Genomic DNA, 17,327 nt, shown 5'->3' with positions numbered 1-17,327 from the left:
GCTTCACATTCTCAGAGGTCGACCACGATATAAGCGTCCTCGACCGTGACCTGATATCGCTCCGCCACATAGGGTCCCATCACAAGATCGGAGCCGGCTTCAAGCTTGACCTCGAAGCTCCGCACCCTGGTGCGGCGCGGATCGCACCAGGATTGTCCGGTCGCCATGTCGAATTCCCAGCCATGCCAGGGGCAGCGCAAGAATTCACCGCGCCGTTCCAGGCGGTAGTCGCCGGGGCCGGATGACTGGCTGAGCCCTGTGACGACGCCAGAGCAGATCGCAGCTCCGCCGTGCGGACAGCGATTGAGCAGCGCATGAAGGCGCCCCTCGACATTGAACACGCCGATCTCGCGCCCGTCGACCACGACGACCTTGCGTGCGCCGGGCGGCAGCTCGGCTGCCGGGCAGACCACATGGCGGCTCATGCGAGGCGATACAATGCCATTGCATTGTCTCTGAAGATCATGCGGCGCTGCGCCTCGGTCATCGGAAATTTGAAGGCAAAGGACGGATTGTCATAGTCCCAGTGCGGATAGTCGGATGAATAGAGCAGCCGGTCCCAACCGATCCAATCGATGATCTCGACGATGTGGCGCGACTGCGCCGGCTCCTCGATCGGCTGCGTCGTCCACCAGATGTGCTCGCGCAGATATTCGGAGGGACGCCGCTTGAGATGTGCGACCTCCTTGCGGAATTTCTCGAAATGCTTGTCCATGCGCCAGGCGAGCGCCGGGGCCCAGCCGAAGCCGCCCTCGACCAGCACGACCTTCAGCTTCGGAAAACGCTCGAATACGCCCTCGATGATCAGGCTCGAGGCAAGCGCTTCCATGCACGCGACGAAGACATAGTGCTCCTGCAAATAGAAGGTCGGCCAGCCCGAGCCCGTGGAGGGATGGCCGCCATTGTAGCCGACCGGATGCAGACCGATCGGCAGGCCGGCGCGCTCCGCCGCCTCATAGATCGGCCAATAGCGCCGGTGGCCCAGCGGGTCCGAGGGCCTCGATGACAGCATGATCTGCACATAGCGGCGATCGCCGGCGCAGCGTTCGATCTCGGCCACGGCCGCCTCGGGAAACTCCTGCGGCACGACGATGCCGGCGCGAAGGCGCGGCTCCTCGCGTACCCAGCGATCGATCTGCCAGTCGTTGGTGGCGCGCGACAACGCTGCCGCAAGTCCGGGATTGCGCTCCTCCATGCCGCCCTTGCTGAGCGCCATCAGCAGGCCGAACTCGACATTGACGGGATCAAGATGCTGCCTGCGCAGGAGATCGAGATCCGATCCCGCAGGACCGCCCTTCTCGGGAAGCGAATCGGCGCGCATGCCGGCGGCCATCATGCGCGGATACATCAGCGCGCTTGGCAGCGCCTGTCGCACATGGACGCCATGGGTCTCGTAGTGCTCGCGCCAGCGCGGCTCGAGATAGGGCAAGAGCTCGCCGGGCGTGCGGTGCGCCGGATGGATGTCGCAATCGACGACCGCCAGCGTCTGCCGGGCCTTCTGCTCGACAAAGGGTGCGTTCATCTCACGTCCTCCTTCGCAAGCTCGACGGCGCCGGCGGCCGCGCCCTGTGCCAGGCGGGGATAGGTTGCGAGCGCATTGTCGATCAGGATCTTCTGCAACGAGTCCGGCGGCAGCCCATCCGGCAGCACGTCGTCGCCGTCGAACTGCCAGTGCGGATAGTCGGTGGAGAACAGCAACATCTCATCCGACCCGATTCGATCGAGCGTCTGCGCGACCCCCGTCGCATCGGCCGCATCGAACGGCTGGACCGATAGGCGCAGATGCTCGCGAATGATCTCTGACGGCCAGCGGTCCACCCAGGGCACTTCCGGCCGCGCGCCACGCCAGGTCTTGTCGGTGCGCCACACGGTCATCGGCAACCAGCTTACGCCGGACTCCAGCATCACCACCTTGAGCCGCGGGAAGCGGCGGAATACGCCCTCGGCAACGAGACTGATGGTCTGGTTGGCGAAAGCCTGCGCCTGCGCGACATAGTCCTCGAACTGATAGGACGGCCAGCCCACGATCGTCGGCGCGTACCGGTAGGTGCTGCCGGCGTGAACGGCAATGACGAGGCCATGCCGTTCCGCCGCCTCATAGAGTGGAAAGAATTCGCGCCGGCCGAGCAGCTTTTCGCCCATCACCGGCAGCAGGACCTGCACGAATCGCGGGTCCGAGGCGAGACGCTCGATCTCGGCAACGGCCTGCGCCGGATCCTGCGGTGACACCAAAATCGAGCCGCGCAGCCGCGGTTCGCGGTCCAGCCACTCCGCCCGCAGCCAGTCGTTCACGGCGCGGCAGATCGCCGCCGCCATGTCGTCGTTGTGGAGCGCGATCGCACCATGCATCACGTTGGCGATGCCGAACCGGAGGTCGAAGGCATCGAGGAGATGGGCGCGCAGCGTATCGAGATCGCTCCGCGCGGTGTTCGGCGCCCGCCAGTCCGGGCGCGCGCTGATTGGCGCATTCGGCGGATAGCTCATCATGGCGAACGACATGCGGTCGATCGCGCGGTTCGTGATCTGGTCGCGCCAGTAGTCGTCGAGATATGGCAGGAGCTGCGCCATGCTCGGCATCGGCGGGTGCAGGTCGCAATCGATTGCGCCTGCGAAGGGCATTTTCATCTCTCAAGCTCCATGACTTCGTCCGGACGCGGCTAGGCCGCGGCCGTCTGATCGATCTTCCGCGCCGCCAGGTGCTTGCGCTGCGAAATTCCCAGCACCAGGACGCAGGCCGCCACCACCAGCGGCGGCAGAGCGGCCAGCAGGAACAGGTTCGAGAACGGCAGATGCTGTGCGATCAGGATGCCGGCAACCAGCGGTCCGCTGATCGAGCCGATCTTGGCGACCGACAGCGCCCAGCCCACGGCCGTCGTGCGGTTGGCGCTGGAATAGAACTGGCCGACCGAGCTGTTCAGGCCCTGATGGCCGCCCACGACGAAGAATCCGACACACGCCATCGTCCCAAGGTAGGTGCTGTCACCAAGACCGGCCCAGCCAAGCGAAGCAACCAGCGGGCAGGCAATCAGCGGCACGATCGCAATGGCGATGACGCCGAAACGATCGAGCACCCGGCCGATGGTGAGGCCGCCGACGGCGCCTCCCAGGCTGAACACGGTCAGGCCCATGGCAGCCTGCGCGGGCGTGTGCCCGGATGCCTCGGCCAGGATCGGCGTCCAGCTGTTGAGGAAGAACATCGTGATCGAGCTTGCGATATAGGCCACCCACAGGAACGGCGTGATGATCGCCAGCCGCCCGTCGAACAGCGAGGCGAGTTGCGACAGGGGTCCCATGCCGGCGCTGCCGGCGGACGCTTCATCGCGCAGCACGAAGCGCGTCGTCGCCTGCGCCTGAAGGCCGGGCTCGATCCGGTTGAGGATACGCGCGATCTCCGCGGGCTCGCGATTGCGCACCACGAGGAACTTGATCGATTCCGGAAGCGCAAAATAGCACAGCGCGGCCCCCAGCAGCGGCAGCACGCCGCCGATCCAGAACACGATGGTCCAGCCGAACTGCGGCACGAGACCGGCAGCGATGAAGCCGCCGATGCTGCTGCCCGCGACATAACCGACCATGATGATCGCGACCGCCGTGCCGCGATATCGGCTCGGCGCATATTCGAGGTTGAGCGCGTAGCATAGCGGCGACAATCCGCCGATGCCGATGCCGGCGAGGAAGCGAAGCACGATCAGGCTCGTGATGTCGCTCGCCCACACCGTCGCCAGCGTGAAGCCGCCGAACACCAGCATCGAGGCCACGATCGACAGGCGACGGCCGATGCGGTCGCCGAGCGATCCGAATACGAGGCCGCCGACGAGGATGCCGAAAATGCCGGCGCTGAAGACTATTCCGAGCGCAGCCCGCTCGACGCCCCAGGCGCGGATGATCGATGGCGCGGCGAAGGCCATGGCCTGGAGGTCGTAACCGTCCAGGAACATCATCGTCGTCGACAGGATCAGGACTGTCAGGACCAGGCCATTGCGGCGCTGGCGCTCGATGACATCGGTGACATCGATGATGTCAGATGCACTCATGCTCATTCCTCCCAGTTGCCGTTCGTTTTGGTGTGACGGCTTGTGGTAGCGGAGGAAGCCTATTTCCTTCGGGAATGGGGGAGAATAAGCTATTTCGCGCGATCATCTTTTCCGGATTGGATTAAATGGCCGATAGCCTTTTGAATATGAAGGCGTTTTTGGCAACGGCCCGAACCGGCAGTTTCTCCGAGGCCGGCCGGCAGCTGGGGGTGGCGCCATCCGTCATCACCAAGCGGGTCGGACAATTGGAATGGTCGCTGAAGACCACGCTGCTGCGGCGGAGCACGCGGCGCCTCGCGCTCACAGAGATCGGCGAGCGCTATCTCGACGTCATCAGGCAGATCGTGCGCGATTACGACGAGATGGCGAAGGGCATCATGCGATCGCCAAACGAGCTCGAGGGCCAGTTGCGCATCAAGGCGCCGGCCTCGCCGATGGTGATCAACCTCGCGCAATTGCTGTCGTCGTTTCAGATCAGATATCCGCGCGTGACGCTCGACGCGGTGCTGGTGGACCGCACGGTGAACCCGGTCGAGGAAGGCTTCGACATCGTTCTCACCATGATGCCGTCATCCTTCGACGGGGTGCTCGAGGAGCCCCTGCATGTGTTCGAACGCGTACTGTGCGCCGCGCCCTCTTATCTGGCACGGCGCGGCCAGCCCCGACACGCGCGCGACCTCGTCAATCACGATTGCATCGTGTTTTCGCCGATCGGGCCCTCCTGGACTTTCGAGGGGCGCAACGGCGTGACGACGGTGACGGTCCGGCCGCATCTCGTCACCAATAACGGCGCGCTCGTCATCGACAGCCTGTGCGCGGGCAGCGGCATCGCGATCGCCTCGCGCACCGCTGTGGCGGATCGGCTCAAGTCCGGCGCGCTGGTCGAGCTGCTCCCGGAGCTGCAGGTCCCCGATCTCTGGGTCAAGGCGCTCGTCCCGGCGACGCGCTCCAACCTCGCCCGCGTACAGACGCTGCTGGGCTCCCTGCGCGACGCCTTCCGGGACGCCGCGGCAGCGGCGCCGGCGCTCGCGCGCGAGACGTAGCGCGGCGGGACGACGCCGTTATGTTGACCGATTGGCCTTGGCCGTCCCCCACCCGCATCGCCGGTATCCCGTTCACCCTCTTTTAGCGAGAGATTGATACGCGTTGTCAGTCAATGCGCAGCGAACGAGTCGGACATGCGAGCGAACCTCGGCCTCAGGATGCGGATCACGGTTGCGCTGGCGGTGACGGCGGCGGCGACGGCGCTGATTGCCGTGCTCGGCGCCATGTGGATCATCGCGGGGATCATCGACCGCGCCGACCAGCGCGAATTGCGCAGCCATTATGATGCGCTGCTGTCGCGGATCGCCGAAGAGTCCCGCCGCGCCGCCGCCATGAGCACGGTGGTGGCCGCGATGCCGGCGACGCAGGAGGCGATGGCCAAGCAGGATCGCGACGCCCTGATGCGCCTGTTCGGGCCGGTGTTCGCAGCGACCAAGTCCGAGTACGGCGTCGAGCAGTTCCAGTTCCATACGCCGCCCGCGACCTCCTTCCTGCGCGTGCACCAGCCGGCGAAGTTCGGCGACGACCTCTCGAGCTTCCGCAAGACCGTCGTCGACGCCAATCAGGAGCGCAAAGTCATCGTCGGACTCGAAGGCGGGGTCGCCGGGCTCGGCATCCGCGGCGTGGTGCCGATCGCGCAAGCGGGCAAGCATCTCGGCTCGGTGGAATTCGGCCTGAGCTTCGGCCAGTCCTTTCTCGACGATTTCAAGGCCAACCGCCATGTCGACATCGCTTTCCACCTTGCCGATGGCGCGGGCTTCAAGCTGTTCGGCGGAACGCTGAAGGGCCAGAACTTCTTCGATGCCGCAGATTACCGCCGCGCCACCGGGGGCGATTTTGCGGTACGGCAGTCGAAGCTCGACACCAGGCCGGTCGCGGCGCTGCTCGGGCCGATCAAGGACTTCTCGGGAAAACCGCTCGGCGCCGTCGAGCTGGTGATGGACAACGCCGATTACGTGGCTTCCGCCGACCGCGCCTGGATGCTTGCGATCGGCATCGCCGTGCTCGGACTCGTGCTCGCCGCCATCGTCGGCTACCTCATCGCCCGCGGGATCTCGCGGCCGATTCTGTCGATCACATCAGTGATGCGCGAGCTTGCCGACGGCCATCTCGACGTCGCCATCCCCGAAAGCAAGGCCAATGATGAGGTCGGCGCGATGGTGAAGGCGGTGGCGGTGTTCCGCGACAATGCCATCAACTTCAGCAGGCTCCAGGCCGGCCAGCTCGAGGCCAAAGCACAATCCGAGGCGGAGAAACGGCGCGCCTTCGCCGCGCTCGCCGACAATTTCGAGGCCAGCATCCGCGACGTCGTCACCACGGTCTCCTCGGCCGCCGTCGAGATGGAACACACCGCGCGCTCGATGTCTGCCATCGTCGAGCAGTCGCGCAATCAGACCCGCGCGGTGTCGTCGGCTTCGGCGCTCGCCTCCGAGAACGTGCAGACGGTTGCGGCTGCCGCGGAAGAATTGTCCTCGTCGATGACCGAGATCAGCCGGCGGCTCGCGCATGCGACCGAGGTGGTGGGCAAGGCTGCGAGCGACGGCCAAGCGTCGAATGCGCGCGTGCAGAGCCTCGCCGATGCCGCGCAGAAAATCGGCGACGTCGTTTCTTTCATCAACGGCATCGCCGGGCAGACCAATCTCTTGGCACTGAACGCGACGATCGAGGCGGCGCGCGCGGGCGAAGCCGGCCGCGGCTTTGCCGTGGTCGCCTCCGAGGTCAAGGCGCTCGCGACCCAGACCGCAAAGGCAACGGAAGAGATCGGCGCACAGGTGACAGCCGTCCAGGGCGAGACGTCAGGTGCGGTCGAAGGCATCCAGTCGATCTGCGCCACGATTCAGCAAGTCGATGAAATCTCCGCGGCAATTGCGGCCGCCGTCGGCCAGCAGGGCACGGCGACGCAGGAGATCGCGCAGAACGTTCAGCAGGCCGCCGCCCGCACCGGCGAGGTCTCGCAGAACATCGCCGGCGTCACCGACGGCATCGCAGCGACTGGCACAGCCGCGGAAGAGGTGCTGGTCTCGGCCGTCGAGCTGTCGAAACAGTCGCAGCGGCTGCGCGATGAGGTGGATCGCTTCCTCGCCCAGATTCGCGCGGCGTAGTTAAAGGCAGGATCGTGCTACAAACTCGGCGTCGCCCGGCCTGGTGCGCAATTGCGCACCAGGCAGGGACGACGGTTAGGGGTTAGCCCCCACCATCACGTCAATCGCGCCTTTGACGATTTCCTCCAGCTCCTTGCGCGGCACGCGCGCACGGGAGCGGATGGCGATGGTGTGGATGGTGGCGGAGGCGAGTTGCGCCAGCACGGCCGGATCAGCGCTCTCCGGCAGCTCGCCCTTTTCCTTGGCGCGGCGGAAGCAGCTTGCAAAAGCTTTGTCGAGATCGGCAAGTCCCTCCAGCACCATGGCGCGAATTTCGGGATCACTGACCGCTTCGGAGGCTGCCGTCACGACCGTGAAGCAGCCGCGCGGCCCGGTCTCGCCGGAAAGATAGATGTTCAACGCGGCGGCATAGATGCGTTCCAGCCGCTGGCGCACCGGCATCTCCTGGCGAAAGATCTCGACCATCGAGGCGCGGGCGTCCTCGCGGTAGCGCTGGTAGCTCTTGATGTAGAGCTCGCGCTTGTCGCCGAAGGCGCCGTAAAGGCTCGGCCGGTTCATGCCGGTGGCTGCGCTGAGGTCGTCGAGCGAGGTCGCGGCAAAGCCTTGCTTGCGAAACAGATCGAGCGCCTTGCCGAGGGCGATCTCGGGTTCATAGGCGCGCGGCCGGCCGCGGCGCTTGGGTTCGCCGCGGCGCTTCGGTTCGCCGCGGCGCTGGGGTTCTTTGGCAGCAGCTGGCGGCTTCGATTTTTGTACCATTTCGCAAATTAATCCTTGACCCGCCTCATATTATGCAAGATGGTACAAAAATCAATCTGGCCAGGTTGAGCGACACCCACAAGAGGATTTGCCCAAGGAGGCCCATCATGGATCTTTATTTCTCGCCGCTCGCCTGCTCCATGGCGACGCGCGTCGCCCTCTATGAAGCCGGCGCTGATGCGAATTATCTCGAAGTCGATCCCCCGACCAAGACAGTGCTGAACGACGGCTCCGACTTCCGAGCGGTCAATCCGATCGGTCTGGTGCCGACGCTCCGTACCGACGAGGGCGTGGTGCTGACCGAGAATGCGGCGATCCTGCAATATGTCGCCGACCGCTTTCCGCGATCCGGTCTTGGCGCCACGGCAGGTATCGAGCGCACCCGGCTGCATCAATGGCTCTGCTTCATCGGCACCGAGCTGCACAAGGGCCTGTTCATCCCCGTGCTCGACCGCAAGGCGCCGCAGGAGGCCAAGGCCTATGTGCTGGAGAGGAACCTGTCGCGGCTCGACTATCTCGACAACTACCTCAAGGGTCGGGATTACCTGCTCGACCATTTCAGCGTGGCCGATGCCTACCTGGTCACGGTCATCAACTGGACCATGGCGACGCCGCCGATCGAGCTCGCGAAATGGCCGAACGTGAAGGCCTATTACGAACGCTTGCGCCAACGGCCGTCGATCGCGAAAGCGATCGCGGAGGAATTCGAGCTGTACAAGGCCGAGCTGGCCCGGAAGAAGGCGGCGGCGTAAGTCAGGCCAAAGGCATCGTCCCGGCCGGCGAGGCCGGGACGGACTCTTTCAGCGGTTCACTCCGCGTAGCCATACACTGCGACCGCATTATCTGACGACACGAGACCGCTCTCGACGTCGTCTTTCACGGCCATTCGATCGCGCACCGTGGGATCGCCGATGCCGGCGCCGCCGGGCGTGTGCACCACCAGGCGGTCGTCCGGTGGCACCTGCTGAAAGCCCTTGCCACGCAGCTTCTTGCCGGACTTGAGGCCGACATAGCCGGCCTCGCCGTTCTTGCCGCCATCGCGGCCGCGCGGCGGATGATCGATGCGGTCAAACGCCGCCAGGATATCGAACGGCGCATCGACGCCGCTGCCGACCTCGATGATCTGGCCGAGGCCGCCGCGGGTGCGCCCTGCCCCGCCGGAATCCGGGCGCAGCTCCTTCCGCCAGAAGATCAGCGGCGTCTGCGTCTCCGCGATTTCGACCGGCGTGCCGCGCACGCCGCTCGGATAGGCGGTCGCCGACAGCCCATCCTTCGCAAAGCGCGCACCGGTGCCGCCGTTTGAGGTCACCGCCATCGAGAATCCGTAATTGCCGCCGACGCCGCTGCGCGTCTGGCCGCGGACGTTGAGATTCCACAGGCAGGAGGTGCCTTCGGCGGGCACCCGCTCGGGAATGATCTGGCGCAGGCAGCCGAACACGACGTCGGGCAGCATCTGCCCGATGATGTGGCGCGAGGCGACCGGCGCGGGCTTGGGCGCATTGAGGATCGCCCCCGCGGGTGCCGACACCGTCAGCGGCGAGAGCGAGCCGGCATTGTTCGGGATCTGCGCGGCGACGACGCAGCCGAGGCCGAACACGGTGTAGGCCGTGGTGTAGGACAGTGGCACGTTGATGCCGAATTTCGACGCGGCCGAGGTGCCGTCGAAATCGACGTGGATGCCTTGATCCGAGATCGTCAGCGTCGCCGCCAGCTTCACCGGCGCATCATAGCCGTCGACCACCATGCTGTTGCGCCAGCTGCCCTTCGGCAGTTTGGCGATCTCGGCGAGCACGGCCTCGCGCGAGCGGTCGCAGATATAGTCGCCGAGCGCGTCGAGCGTATCGATGCCGAATTCGGTCATCATCTCGACCAGGCGTTCGCAGCCGACATCGTTGCAGCCGGCGAGCGAATAGGTGTCGCCTTCGGTATCGATGGGCAGGCGCGTGTTGGCGCGGATCATCGCCATCAGCGTCTCGTTGACGACGCCCTGGTCGATGAGCTTCAGCATGGGGATGTAGAGCCCCTCCATGAACACGTCGGTGGCATCAGGGCCGAAGCCGATGCCGCCGATGTCCATGAGATGGCTGGTGCAGGAGAACAGCGCGACGATCTTGCCGTCCTTGAAGCAGGGCGTGGTGACGACGAAATCGTTGAGGTGGCCGGTACCCATCCAGGGGTCGTTGGTGATGTAGGCATCGCCCTGCTTCATCGTCTGGAGCGGGAAATGGCTGATGAAGTGCTTGACCGATTCCGCCATCGAGTTGACGTGGCCCGGCGTGCCGGTCACCGCTTGCGCCAGCATCCGCCCCTTGAGGTCGAACACGCCGGCGGAGAGATCGCCGCATTCGCGCACGATCGGGCTGAAGGCGGTGCGCAGCAGCACCTGCGCCTGCTCCTCGACCACGGCGATCAGCCGGTGCCACATGATCTGAAGGTCGATCAGGCTCGCGCCGTTTGCCTTGCTCATGATCAGGCCGCCTTCCGTTCCATGACGATGCTGCCGGCACCGTCGATATGGGCATCAAAACTGGTCGACACAAAAGTAGAGGTCTCATCCTCCGCGATCACGGCGGGGCCGGCAATGGTCGCGCCGGGCGCCATGTCCTCGCGGCGATAGAGCGGGATCTCGACCACCTCGCCCGCCCTTCCGTCAAAGAATTTCCGGCTGCCGGACGCTTTGCCCGCCGGCTTGCGCGTCACGGCCGCGACGGTGGGCGGATTGCGCGCCTCCGTCGTGGCGAGCACCGACCAGCTCAGCACCTCGATCGCCGCGCCCGGGATCGGGCGCTCGAACATCGCGGAATAGTCCGCCTCGAATTTCTGGCGCAGGCTGCCGAGATCGGCCGACGTCAGCGGCCGGTTCGGCAGCTCGACGGTGATCTCGTGGCCCTGGCCGACATAACGCATGAAGGCCGCGCGGCGTTCGCGCACCGGCGCACCGGCCGCACCGGGCTCGACCAGTGCGCGCGCCTCGGTCACCATCTCCTGCAAGAGATCGGAGACGGCCTTGGTGTCGAAATCATCGAGGCGGACGTGACGGCTGCGTACCAGCTCATAGGCGATGGGCGCGGCGAGGAAGCCAACGGCAGAACCGACGCCGGCATTCGACGGCACGATCACGCGGGAAACACCGATCTTCTCGGCAACGCGCGCCGCATGCAGCGGAGCAGCGCCGCCGAAAGCAATCAGCGTGTGCTGGCCGACGATCTCGCCGCGCTCGACGGCATGCACGCGCGCCGCGCTGGCCATGTTCTCGCAGACCACCTCGTGCACCGCATAGGCTGCGGTCTCCGCCGACAGGCCCAGCGCTTCGCCGACGCTGCTCAGCAGGGCCTTCTTTGAAAGCTCCGGGTCAAGCTTGATCGTGCCGCCAGCAAACGCATCAGGATCGATCATGCCGAGCGCAACGTCCGCATCGGTCACGGCCGGCCGCTGACCGCCACGGCCGTAGCAGGCAGGGCCCGGTTCGGAAGACGCACTCTCCGGGCCGACAGTGACGCGCTTCATCGCGTCGACATGCGCGATCGAGCCGCCGCCGGCGCCGATCTCGACCATCTCGATCACGGGAATGCGCACCGGCAGGCCCGAGCCTTTCAGGAAGCGCGCGGCGCGATCGACCTCGAACACGCGCGAGGTCTCGGGCTGGTACTTTTCGATCAGACAGATCTTTGCCGTGGTGCCGCCCATGTCGAAGGACAGCACCTTGCTTTCGCCAAGACGCGCAGCAATCTGCGCCGCGAAGATCGCGCCGCCGGCAGGACCGGATTCGACGAGCCGCACCGGAAAGCGTCGCGCCGTCTCGATCGAGGTAACGCCGCCACCTGAGGTGACGAGATAGATGGCGCCGCGGAATTGCTCGACCTGCAATGCGTCGGCCATGCGGGCGAGATAGCCGTCGATCAGCGGCTGCACATAGGCATTCGCAACAGCGGTTGAGGTTCGCTCATACTCGCGGATCTCCGGGCACACGGCCGAGGACACCGTCACCGAAATGCCCGGCATCTCCTCACCGATGATCGCGGCTGCGCGGCGCTCATGGTCGGGATTGGCATAGGAATGCAGAAACGCGATCGCGACACTCTCGACCTTCAATTCGCGCAATTTCGGTACGAGTGCGCGTACAGCAACCTCGTCGAGCGCGAGGCGAACGGCACCGTGCGCATCGATGCGCTCGGGCACGGTGAAGCGAAGGCTGCGCGGCGTCAGCGGCTTCGGCTTGTCGATGCTGAGATCGTACTGGTCGTAACGGCTCTCGGTGCCGATATCCAGCACGTCGCGAAAACCTTCGGTGGCGATCAGGGCCGTTTTGGCGCCACGCCGCTCGATGATGGCGTTGGTCGCCAGCGTCGTGCCGTGGATGAAGACGTCGATGTCGCTGATATGCGCACGCGCGTCGGCGAGAATGAGGCGCATGCCGTCCAGCACTGCCTGCTCTGGACGCTGCGGCGTGGTCAGCACCTTGCGGGTCTTGCGCACCTCGCCCACGTCAAGCACGATGTCGGTGAACGTGCCGCCAATATCCACGGCAAGCCGCACCTCGGCTCCTTCAAGCATTCCAAAATTCTCCGGCTGATCGTCAAGAACTGAGGGCGAAAAAGCAGCAATTTCCGTGCCATCGAGCACAACGAAAACGCTGTACCTGGCTATTCTGCTTGGCACCTATGCAATAGGCAAGACGTCACCCGGCATCACATCAGAGCAGGAATGCAAGCGCCGCTTCGCAACGCTCCTCGACCTTGAGCGTCAGGAGATCATCGGCACGGGTGCGCCCGAGATTGACCGCAGCGATCGGGATCTGTCGCTCTGCGGCAGCCTTCACAAAGCGAAAGCCGGAATAGACCATCAGCGACGAGCCGACGACCAGCATGGCATCCGCCTGCGCCAGATGATCCTGCGCGGTGGCGACAACGTCGCGGGGGACGTTCTCGCCGAAGAACACCACGTCGGGCTTGAGGATGCCGCCGCAGGCCTCGCAAGCCGGCACCTTGAATGATGAGAAATCCGCCTGCTCCAGATCGGCGTCGCCGTCGGGCGCGTCCGCGGCATCGAGCGTCAGCCATTCGGCATTGGCGCGGCCAAGCGCCTCCTGGAATTCGTTGCGCGGCGTCTTGGCCCCGCAGCCCATGCAGCGGACCAGATCGAGCCGCCCGTGCAAATCGATCACCTGCCGGTGGCCCGCGGATTGATGCAGCCTGTCGACATTCTGCGTCAGCAGCATCTCGCAGCGCCCGCTCGCCTCGAGCCGGGCCAGCGCATGATGCGCATCGTTCGGCCTCGCTTGTCCGAATCGCCGCCAGCCGATCAGGCTGCGCGCCCAGTAACGCTGGCGCGTGTGCCCTTCCGACATGAAGGCCTGGAAATTGACCGGCTGGGTCCGCTTCCAGCTGCCATTTCTGTCGCGGTAATCAGGGATGCCCGAATCGGTGCTGCAGCCGGCGCCGGTCAGCACGAACAGTTTTTCGTGCCGGCCGACGAAATCCTGGAGCCGAGAGTCTGCCAGCGGAGTGTTTGTCATGGCGCAGATGTAGTCTGCGCCGCGACATTTTGCCAGATCACGCTTTGGCCGGCGGCCGCTCATCTCAGCTCGACCAGTTGTCCCTGAATTCGGGAAACAGCGTGAGGCCGCCGCACGCATAGATGGTCTGCCCGGTGATGTAGCTGGCGTCATCCGAGGCCAGGAAGGCGAATACCGCAGCCATCTCTTCCGGCGTGCCGACGCGGCCGAGCGGAATGTGGCTGACGACCGCGCCGCGCTTTTCGGCGTCGCCGGTCCAGGCGGCGTTGATCGGCGTGTCGATTGCGCCGGGGCCGACCGCATTGACGCGAATGCCGCGGCCGGCAAACTCCAGCGCCAGCGTGCGGGTCAGATTGGCCATGCCGCCTTTGCTGATCGAATAAGCGAGATAGCCAGGCTTTGGGATGATCTGGTGGACGCTCGAGCAGTTGATGATGCAGCCGCCTCCGCCGCGGGCAACGAAATGCGCCAGCGCCTTTTGCGCGCAGAGCACGGCGCCGTTGAGATTGACGTCGATGATGCGGCGATAGGCTTCGATGTCGAGCGCCTCGCTCGGCGATTCCTGCTGAAAGCCGGCATTGTTGACGAGACAGTCGAGGCGCTTCCAGCGCGCCAGGATGGTTTCGAACATTGCGGCGATGTCTTTTTCGACCCCAATATCGGCGTGAATGATGAAATGATCGAGCCTGCCGTGGCCACGGTCGCTCGAAGCCGTGCGCGCGAGCGCAAGCGTCTCCTCAGCCTTCTCGGGGGGACCGATATAGTTGATGGCGACCGTCGCACCTTCCTGGGCGAGGCGAATGGCGACGGCACGCCCGATGCCCTGCGGAGCGCCCGTCACCAGCGCGTATTGGCCGACGAGGCGTGAGGGAAAGACAGTTGAGAGATCGGTCTGTGGCATGTGCATTCTCCGGGATGCCTCATCATGGATGGAACCGAGATTTTGTTCCACCCTGTTGGCACATCGCTGGGATTCATTCCGCGCGGCGCGCGATCGGCGAGGTCAGGATCTGATACAGGATGATCGCACCAAAGGTCGCGGTGCCGATTCCGCCGATCGTGAATGCACCGAATTTGAGCGTGAGATCGCCGGCTCCCGCCGTCAGCGCCACCGCGACGGTGATCAAATTCGCCGGATTGGCAAAGTCAACCTTGTTCTCGACCCAGATCCGGCCCGCCATCGCCGCGATCAATCCGAACAGCACGATCGAAAGGCCGCCGATGACGGGCCCGGGGATCGACAGGATCAGCGCGCCGAATTTCGGCGAGAAGCCGAGCAGGACCGATACGGTGGCGGCGAAAGCAAACAGCAGGGTCGAATAGACCTTCGTCGCCGCCATCACGCCGATATTCTCGGCATAGGTGGTGACGCCGGTGCCGCCGCCGCAGGCCGCCACGATCGTTGCGAGGCTGTCGGCAAGCAAAGCGCGGCCGAGATAGGCATCGAGGCTGCGGCCCGTCATGGCTCCGACGGCCTTGATGTGCCCGAGATTTTCGGCGACGAGGATGACCGCAACCGGCGCGATCAGGAAGATGGCGTCGGCCTGAAAGGTCGGCGTGGTGAAATTCGGCAGGCCGAACCACGGCGCGGCCGAGAGCTGCGTGAAGTCGATCGGCTTGCCGAAGCCAAGACCGTTCGCAAACAGCAGGTACAAGAGATATCCGCCGATCGCCCCCAGGATGATCGGCAGGCGGCGCCACAGGCCGGGCGTGGCCACCGCAACCACGCCGATGATCAGAACGGTCGCAAGCCCGATCCAGGTCTCGAACGCGTTCGCGCTCACCGCCTTCACCGCCACGGGCGCGAGGTTGAGGCCGATCGCGGCGACCACGGCGCCGGTGACCGCCGGCGGCATCAGACGCTCGACCCAGCCGATGCCCGACCATATCACGATCAGTGCGATCACGCCGTAGAGCACGCCGGCGCCGACGATGCCGCCGAGCGCAATTGAGATGTTCGGATTCGGTCCGTGCCCGGCATAGCCGGTGGCGGCGAGGACGACGGCGATGAACGCGAAGCTCGAGCCGAGATAGCTCGGCACGCGCCCCGCGACGATGACGAAGAAGATCAGGGTGCCGATGCCGGAGAACAACACAGCAACATTGGGGTCGAACCCCATCAGCAACGGCGCGATGATCGTCGCGCCCGACATGGCGACGCAATGCTGGAGACCGGAGACGATGGTTTGCCCCCACGACAACCGCTCCTCCGGCATGATCACGCCCGAGGTCTTCAGCTTCCAACGCGGAAAATAGCCTTGTGAAAGACGGTCCTGCGATCGCTCGTCCGCGCCCAATGCGTTCGGCATGTCCCCCCCAAAGTGCGGTGCAGCGATTGATGTTCGTGCTAACAGACAAAAATGTGATTGTTGCTCGAGCGGCGATCATCACATGATGTAAGTCATGCACGATCAATGTGTTCCGGGATTGAACTTTATGACACAGATCGCGATCCAGCCAGCCGTCCACCGCCGGCACCAGCCCTGGTACAGGATCCTCTACGTCCAGGTGCTGATCGCGATCGTGCTCGGGGTCCTGATCGGCTATTTCTATCCGGACCTTGGCAAAGCGCTGAAGCCGCTCGGCGACGCCTTCATCGCGCTGATCAAGATGATGATCGCGCCCGTCATCTTCTGCACCGTGGTGCATGGCATCTCCTCGATGGGCGACCTCAAGCGCGTGGGCCGGGTCGGACTGAAATCGCTGATCTATTTCGAGACTGTCTCGACCGTTGCGCTCGCCATCGGTCTTTTGGTGGGCGAGATTCTCCAGCCCGGGCACGGCTTCAACATCGATCCCGCCACCATCGATCCGAAATCGGTCGCGACCTATGTGTCCAAGGCGCACGAAGACGGCATCGTCGCCCATCTGATGGCGATCATTCCCGACAGCTATGTGGGCGCGATCGCGCGCGGCGACCTCTTGCAGGTGCTGCTGGTCTCGATCCTCTCCGGATTCGCCATCGCCTTCCTCGGCAAATCAGGCGAGCCGATCGCGGAGGCAATCGACAAGGCCGCGAAGATGTTCTTCGGTATCATCCGCATCATCGTGCGCGTGGCGCCGATCGGCGCATTCGGCGCGATGGCGTTCACCGTCGGCGCCTACGGCCTTGGCTCGCTGCTCAACCTCGCCGCCCTGATCGGCACGTTCTATCTCACCAGCATCCTGTTCGTGCTGATCGTGCTGGGTGCGATCGCACGGCTTGCCGGCTTCTCCATCATTCGCTTCATTGCCTATATCAAGGACGAGCTCCTGATCGTGCTCGGCACCTCCTCGTCGGAGACGGTGCTGCCGCAGATGATCCAGAAGATGGAGCATCTCGGCGCCTCGCGCTCGGTGGTCGGCCTCGTGATCCCGACCGGCTACAGCTTCAACCTCGACGGCACCAACATCTATATGACGCTGGCGACGCTGTTCCTGGCGCAGGCGACCAACACGCATCTGACGATCTGGCAGGAGCTCGGCATTCTCGGTATCGCGATGATCACTTCGAAAGGAGCATCCGGGGTAACCGGCGCAGGCTTCATCACGCTCGCCGCGACGCTGTCGATCGTGCCCGACATCCCGATCCAGTCGATCGCGATCCTGGTCGGCATCGACAAGTTCATGAGTGAATGCCGCGCGCTGACCAATCTGATCGGCAACGGCGTCGCCTGCGTCGTCATCAGCATCTCGGAAGGCGAGCTCGATCGCCAGGCGCTGCACGAGACCATGGCGCATCCACTGGAGATCGGCGAAGCGCTGGAGCCAGGCGGCAGCGCGTAGAGCCGCAAAGCGAAGATCGAAGGCAGACGCCGCCTGGTTCCGTTGCGGTAGTTTCCCGGAGTAGAAAATTCGTAGGACCGGAGTCACAACAAAGATGTTGGGATCACGGAT

14 protein-coding genes are annotated in these 17,327 nt (G+C 64.7%); 4 read left to right on the top strand and 10 right to left on the bottom strand.

Going from position 1 to position 17,327, the window contains the following annotated elements; genetic code table 11:
* Positions 1–11: 11 nt before the first annotated feature.
* The 4 genes from XH80_RS43155 to XH80_RS43140 are packed head-to-tail and all read right to left on the bottom strand — an operon-like array spanning position 12 to position 4,034.
* On the bottom strand, positions 12–425 hold the full coding sequence (locus tag XH80_RS43155; protein ID WP_057759203.1) for a Rieske (2Fe-2S) protein: 414 nt from the start codon (positions 423–425) through the stop codon (positions 12–14).
* Positions 422–1,522 (bottom strand): amidohydrolase family protein, encoded by a 1,101-nt coding sequence (locus tag XH80_RS43150; RefSeq protein ID WP_220006824.1) that lies wholly within the window; start codon positions 1,520–1,522, stop codon positions 422–424. Before XH80_RS43150 ends, XH80_RS43155 begins: the two co-directional genes overlap by 4 nt.
* Positions 1,519–2,625, bottom strand: a complete 1,107-nt coding sequence (locus tag XH80_RS43145) for an amidohydrolase family protein (RefSeq protein ID WP_271603869.1) — start codon at positions 2,623–2,625, stop codon at positions 1,519–1,521. Before XH80_RS43145 ends, XH80_RS43150 begins: the two co-directional genes overlap by 4 nt.
* A 32-nt stretch (positions 2,626–2,657) precedes the next feature.
* Positions 2,658–4,034: an MFS transporter gene (locus tag XH80_RS43140; protein ID WP_271603868.1), complete on the bottom strand. Its 1,377-nt coding sequence runs from the start codon at positions 4,032–4,034 to the stop codon at positions 2,658–2,660.
* A 125-nt stretch (positions 4,035–4,159) separates the two neighbouring features.
* On the opposite strand from XH80_RS43140, the gene XH80_RS43135 reads away from it, so the two are divergent.
* Positions 4,160–5,077 (top strand): LysR family transcriptional regulator, encoded by a 918-nt coding sequence (locus XH80_RS43135; protein ID WP_057759212.1) that lies wholly within the window; start codon positions 4,160–4,162, stop codon positions 5,075–5,077.
* 135 nt (positions 5,078–5,212) lie between these two features.
* Complete coding sequence (locus tag XH80_RS43130) at positions 5,213–7,180, top strand: methyl-accepting chemotaxis protein (protein WP_271603867.1); 1,968 nt, start codon at positions 5,213–5,215, stop codon at positions 7,178–7,180.
* Positions 7,181–7,255: 75 nt separating this feature from the next.
* On the opposite strand, the gene XH80_RS43125 is transcribed toward XH80_RS43130, so the two are convergent.
* Positions 7,256–7,936, bottom strand: a complete 681-nt coding sequence (locus tag XH80_RS43125; RefSeq protein WP_271603866.1) for a TetR/AcrR family transcriptional regulator — start codon at positions 7,934–7,936, stop codon at positions 7,256–7,258.
* 107 nt (positions 7,937–8,043) lie between these two features.
* On the opposite strand from XH80_RS43125, the gene XH80_RS43120 reads away from it, so the two are divergent.
* Positions 8,044–8,688 (top strand): glutathione binding-like protein, encoded by a 645-nt coding sequence (locus XH80_RS43120; RefSeq protein WP_271603865.1) that lies wholly within the window; start codon positions 8,044–8,046, stop codon positions 8,686–8,688.
* A gap of 56 nt (positions 8,689–8,744) precedes the next feature.
* On the opposite strand, the gene XH80_RS43115 is transcribed toward XH80_RS43120, so the two are convergent.
* The 5 genes from XH80_RS43115 to XH80_RS43095 form a co-directional block, all read right to left on the bottom strand.
* A complete protein-coding gene (locus XH80_RS43115) occupies positions 8,745–10,403 on the bottom strand; it encodes a hydantoinase B/oxoprolinase family protein (protein ID WP_271603864.1) in 1,659 nt (552 codons plus the stop codon).
* Positions 10,404–10,405: 2 nt separating this feature from the next.
* Positions 10,406–12,490 (bottom strand): hydantoinase/oxoprolinase family protein, encoded by a 2,085-nt coding sequence (locus XH80_RS43110; RefSeq protein ID WP_271603863.1) that lies wholly within the window; start codon positions 12,488–12,490, stop codon positions 10,406–10,408.
* A 139-nt stretch (positions 12,491–12,629) separates the two neighbouring features.
* Positions 12,630–13,451 carry an NAD-dependent protein deacetylase gene (locus XH80_RS43105; RefSeq protein WP_271603862.1) on the bottom strand — a complete coding sequence of 274 codons (822 nt, stop codon included), beginning with the start codon at positions 13,449–13,451 and terminating at the stop codon, positions 12,630–12,632.
* A gap of 64 nt (positions 13,452–13,515) precedes the next feature.
* Positions 13,516–14,352 (bottom strand): SDR family oxidoreductase, encoded by an 837-nt coding sequence (locus XH80_RS43100; RefSeq protein ID WP_271603861.1) that lies wholly within the window; start codon positions 14,350–14,352, stop codon positions 13,516–13,518.
* A 73-nt stretch (positions 14,353–14,425) separates the two neighbouring features.
* Entirely contained in the window at positions 14,426–15,760 is a 1,335-nt protein-coding gene (locus tag XH80_RS43095) for a solute carrier family 23 protein (protein ID WP_271603860.1), read from the bottom strand.
* Positions 15,761–15,887: 127 nt separating this feature from the next.
* Here XH80_RS43095 and XH80_RS43090 point away from each other — a divergent pair, with 127 nt between their 5' ends.
* The gene (locus XH80_RS43090; protein ID WP_271603859.1) at positions 15,888–17,216 is read left to right on the top strand and encodes a dicarboxylate/amino acid:cation symporter; all 1,329 of its coding nucleotides are present in this window, start codon (positions 15,888–15,890) and stop codon (positions 17,214–17,216) included.
* Positions 17,217–17,327 lie beyond the last annotated feature (111 nt).

The sequence above is a fragment of the Bradyrhizobium sp. CCBAU 45384 genome (assembly GCF_028128665.1).
Taxonomy (GTDB): Bacteria; Pseudomonadota; Alphaproteobacteria; order Rhizobiales; family Xanthobacteraceae; genus Bradyrhizobium; species Bradyrhizobium manausense.
This window is presented reverse-complemented; position numbering and strand designations above follow the sequence as displayed.

Excerpts from the sequence above, each read along its gene's own strand:
- XH80_RS43155 (WP_057759203.1), bottom strand. The coding sequence starts at position 425 with ATGAGCCGCCATGTGGTCTGCCCGGCAGCCGAGCTGCCGCCCGGCGCA.
- XH80_RS43090 (WP_271603859.1), top strand. The coding sequence starts at position 15,888 with ATGACACAGATCGCGATCCAGCCAGCCGTCCACCGCCGGCACCAGCCC.
- XH80_RS43125 (WP_271603866.1), bottom strand. The coding sequence starts at position 7,936 with ATGGTACAAAAATCGAAGCCGCCAGCTGCTGCCAAAGAACCCCAGCGC.
- XH80_RS43140 (WP_271603868.1), bottom strand. The coding sequence starts at position 4,034 with ATGAGTGCATCTGACATCATCGATGTCACCGATGTCATCGAGCGCCAG.
- XH80_RS43095 (WP_271603860.1), bottom strand. The coding sequence starts at position 15,760 with ATGCCGAACGCATTGGGCGCGGACGAGCGATCGCAGGACCGTCTTTCA.
- XH80_RS43135 (WP_057759212.1), top strand. The coding sequence starts at position 4,160 with ATGGCCGATAGCCTTTTGAATATGAAGGCGTTTTTGGCAACGGCCCGA.
- XH80_RS43145 (WP_271603869.1), bottom strand. The coding sequence starts at position 2,625 with ATGAAAATGCCCTTCGCAGGCGCAATCGATTGCGACCTGCACCCGCCG.
- XH80_RS43100 (WP_271603861.1), bottom strand. The coding sequence starts at position 14,352 with ATGCCACAGACCGATCTCTCAACTGTCTTTCCCTCACGCCTCGTCGGC.
- XH80_RS43105 (WP_271603862.1), bottom strand. The coding sequence starts at position 13,451 with ATGACAAACACTCCGCTGGCAGACTCTCGGCTCCAGGATTTCGTCGGC.
- XH80_RS43130 (WP_271603867.1), top strand. The coding sequence starts at position 5,213 with ATGCGAGCGAACCTCGGCCTCAGGATGCGGATCACGGTTGCGCTGGCG.
- XH80_RS43120 (WP_271603865.1), top strand. The coding sequence starts at position 8,044 with ATGGATCTTTATTTCTCGCCGCTCGCCTGCTCCATGGCGACGCGCGTC.
- XH80_RS43150 (WP_220006824.1), bottom strand. The coding sequence starts at position 1,522 with ATGAACGCACCCTTTGTCGAGCAGAAGGCCCGGCAGACGCTGGCGGTC.
- XH80_RS43110 (WP_271603863.1), bottom strand. The coding sequence starts at position 12,490 with ATGCTTGAAGGAGCCGAGGTGCGGCTTGCCGTGGATATTGGCGGCACG.
- XH80_RS43115 (WP_271603864.1), bottom strand. The coding sequence starts at position 10,403 with ATGAGCAAGGCAAACGGCGCGAGCCTGATCGACCTTCAGATCATGTGG.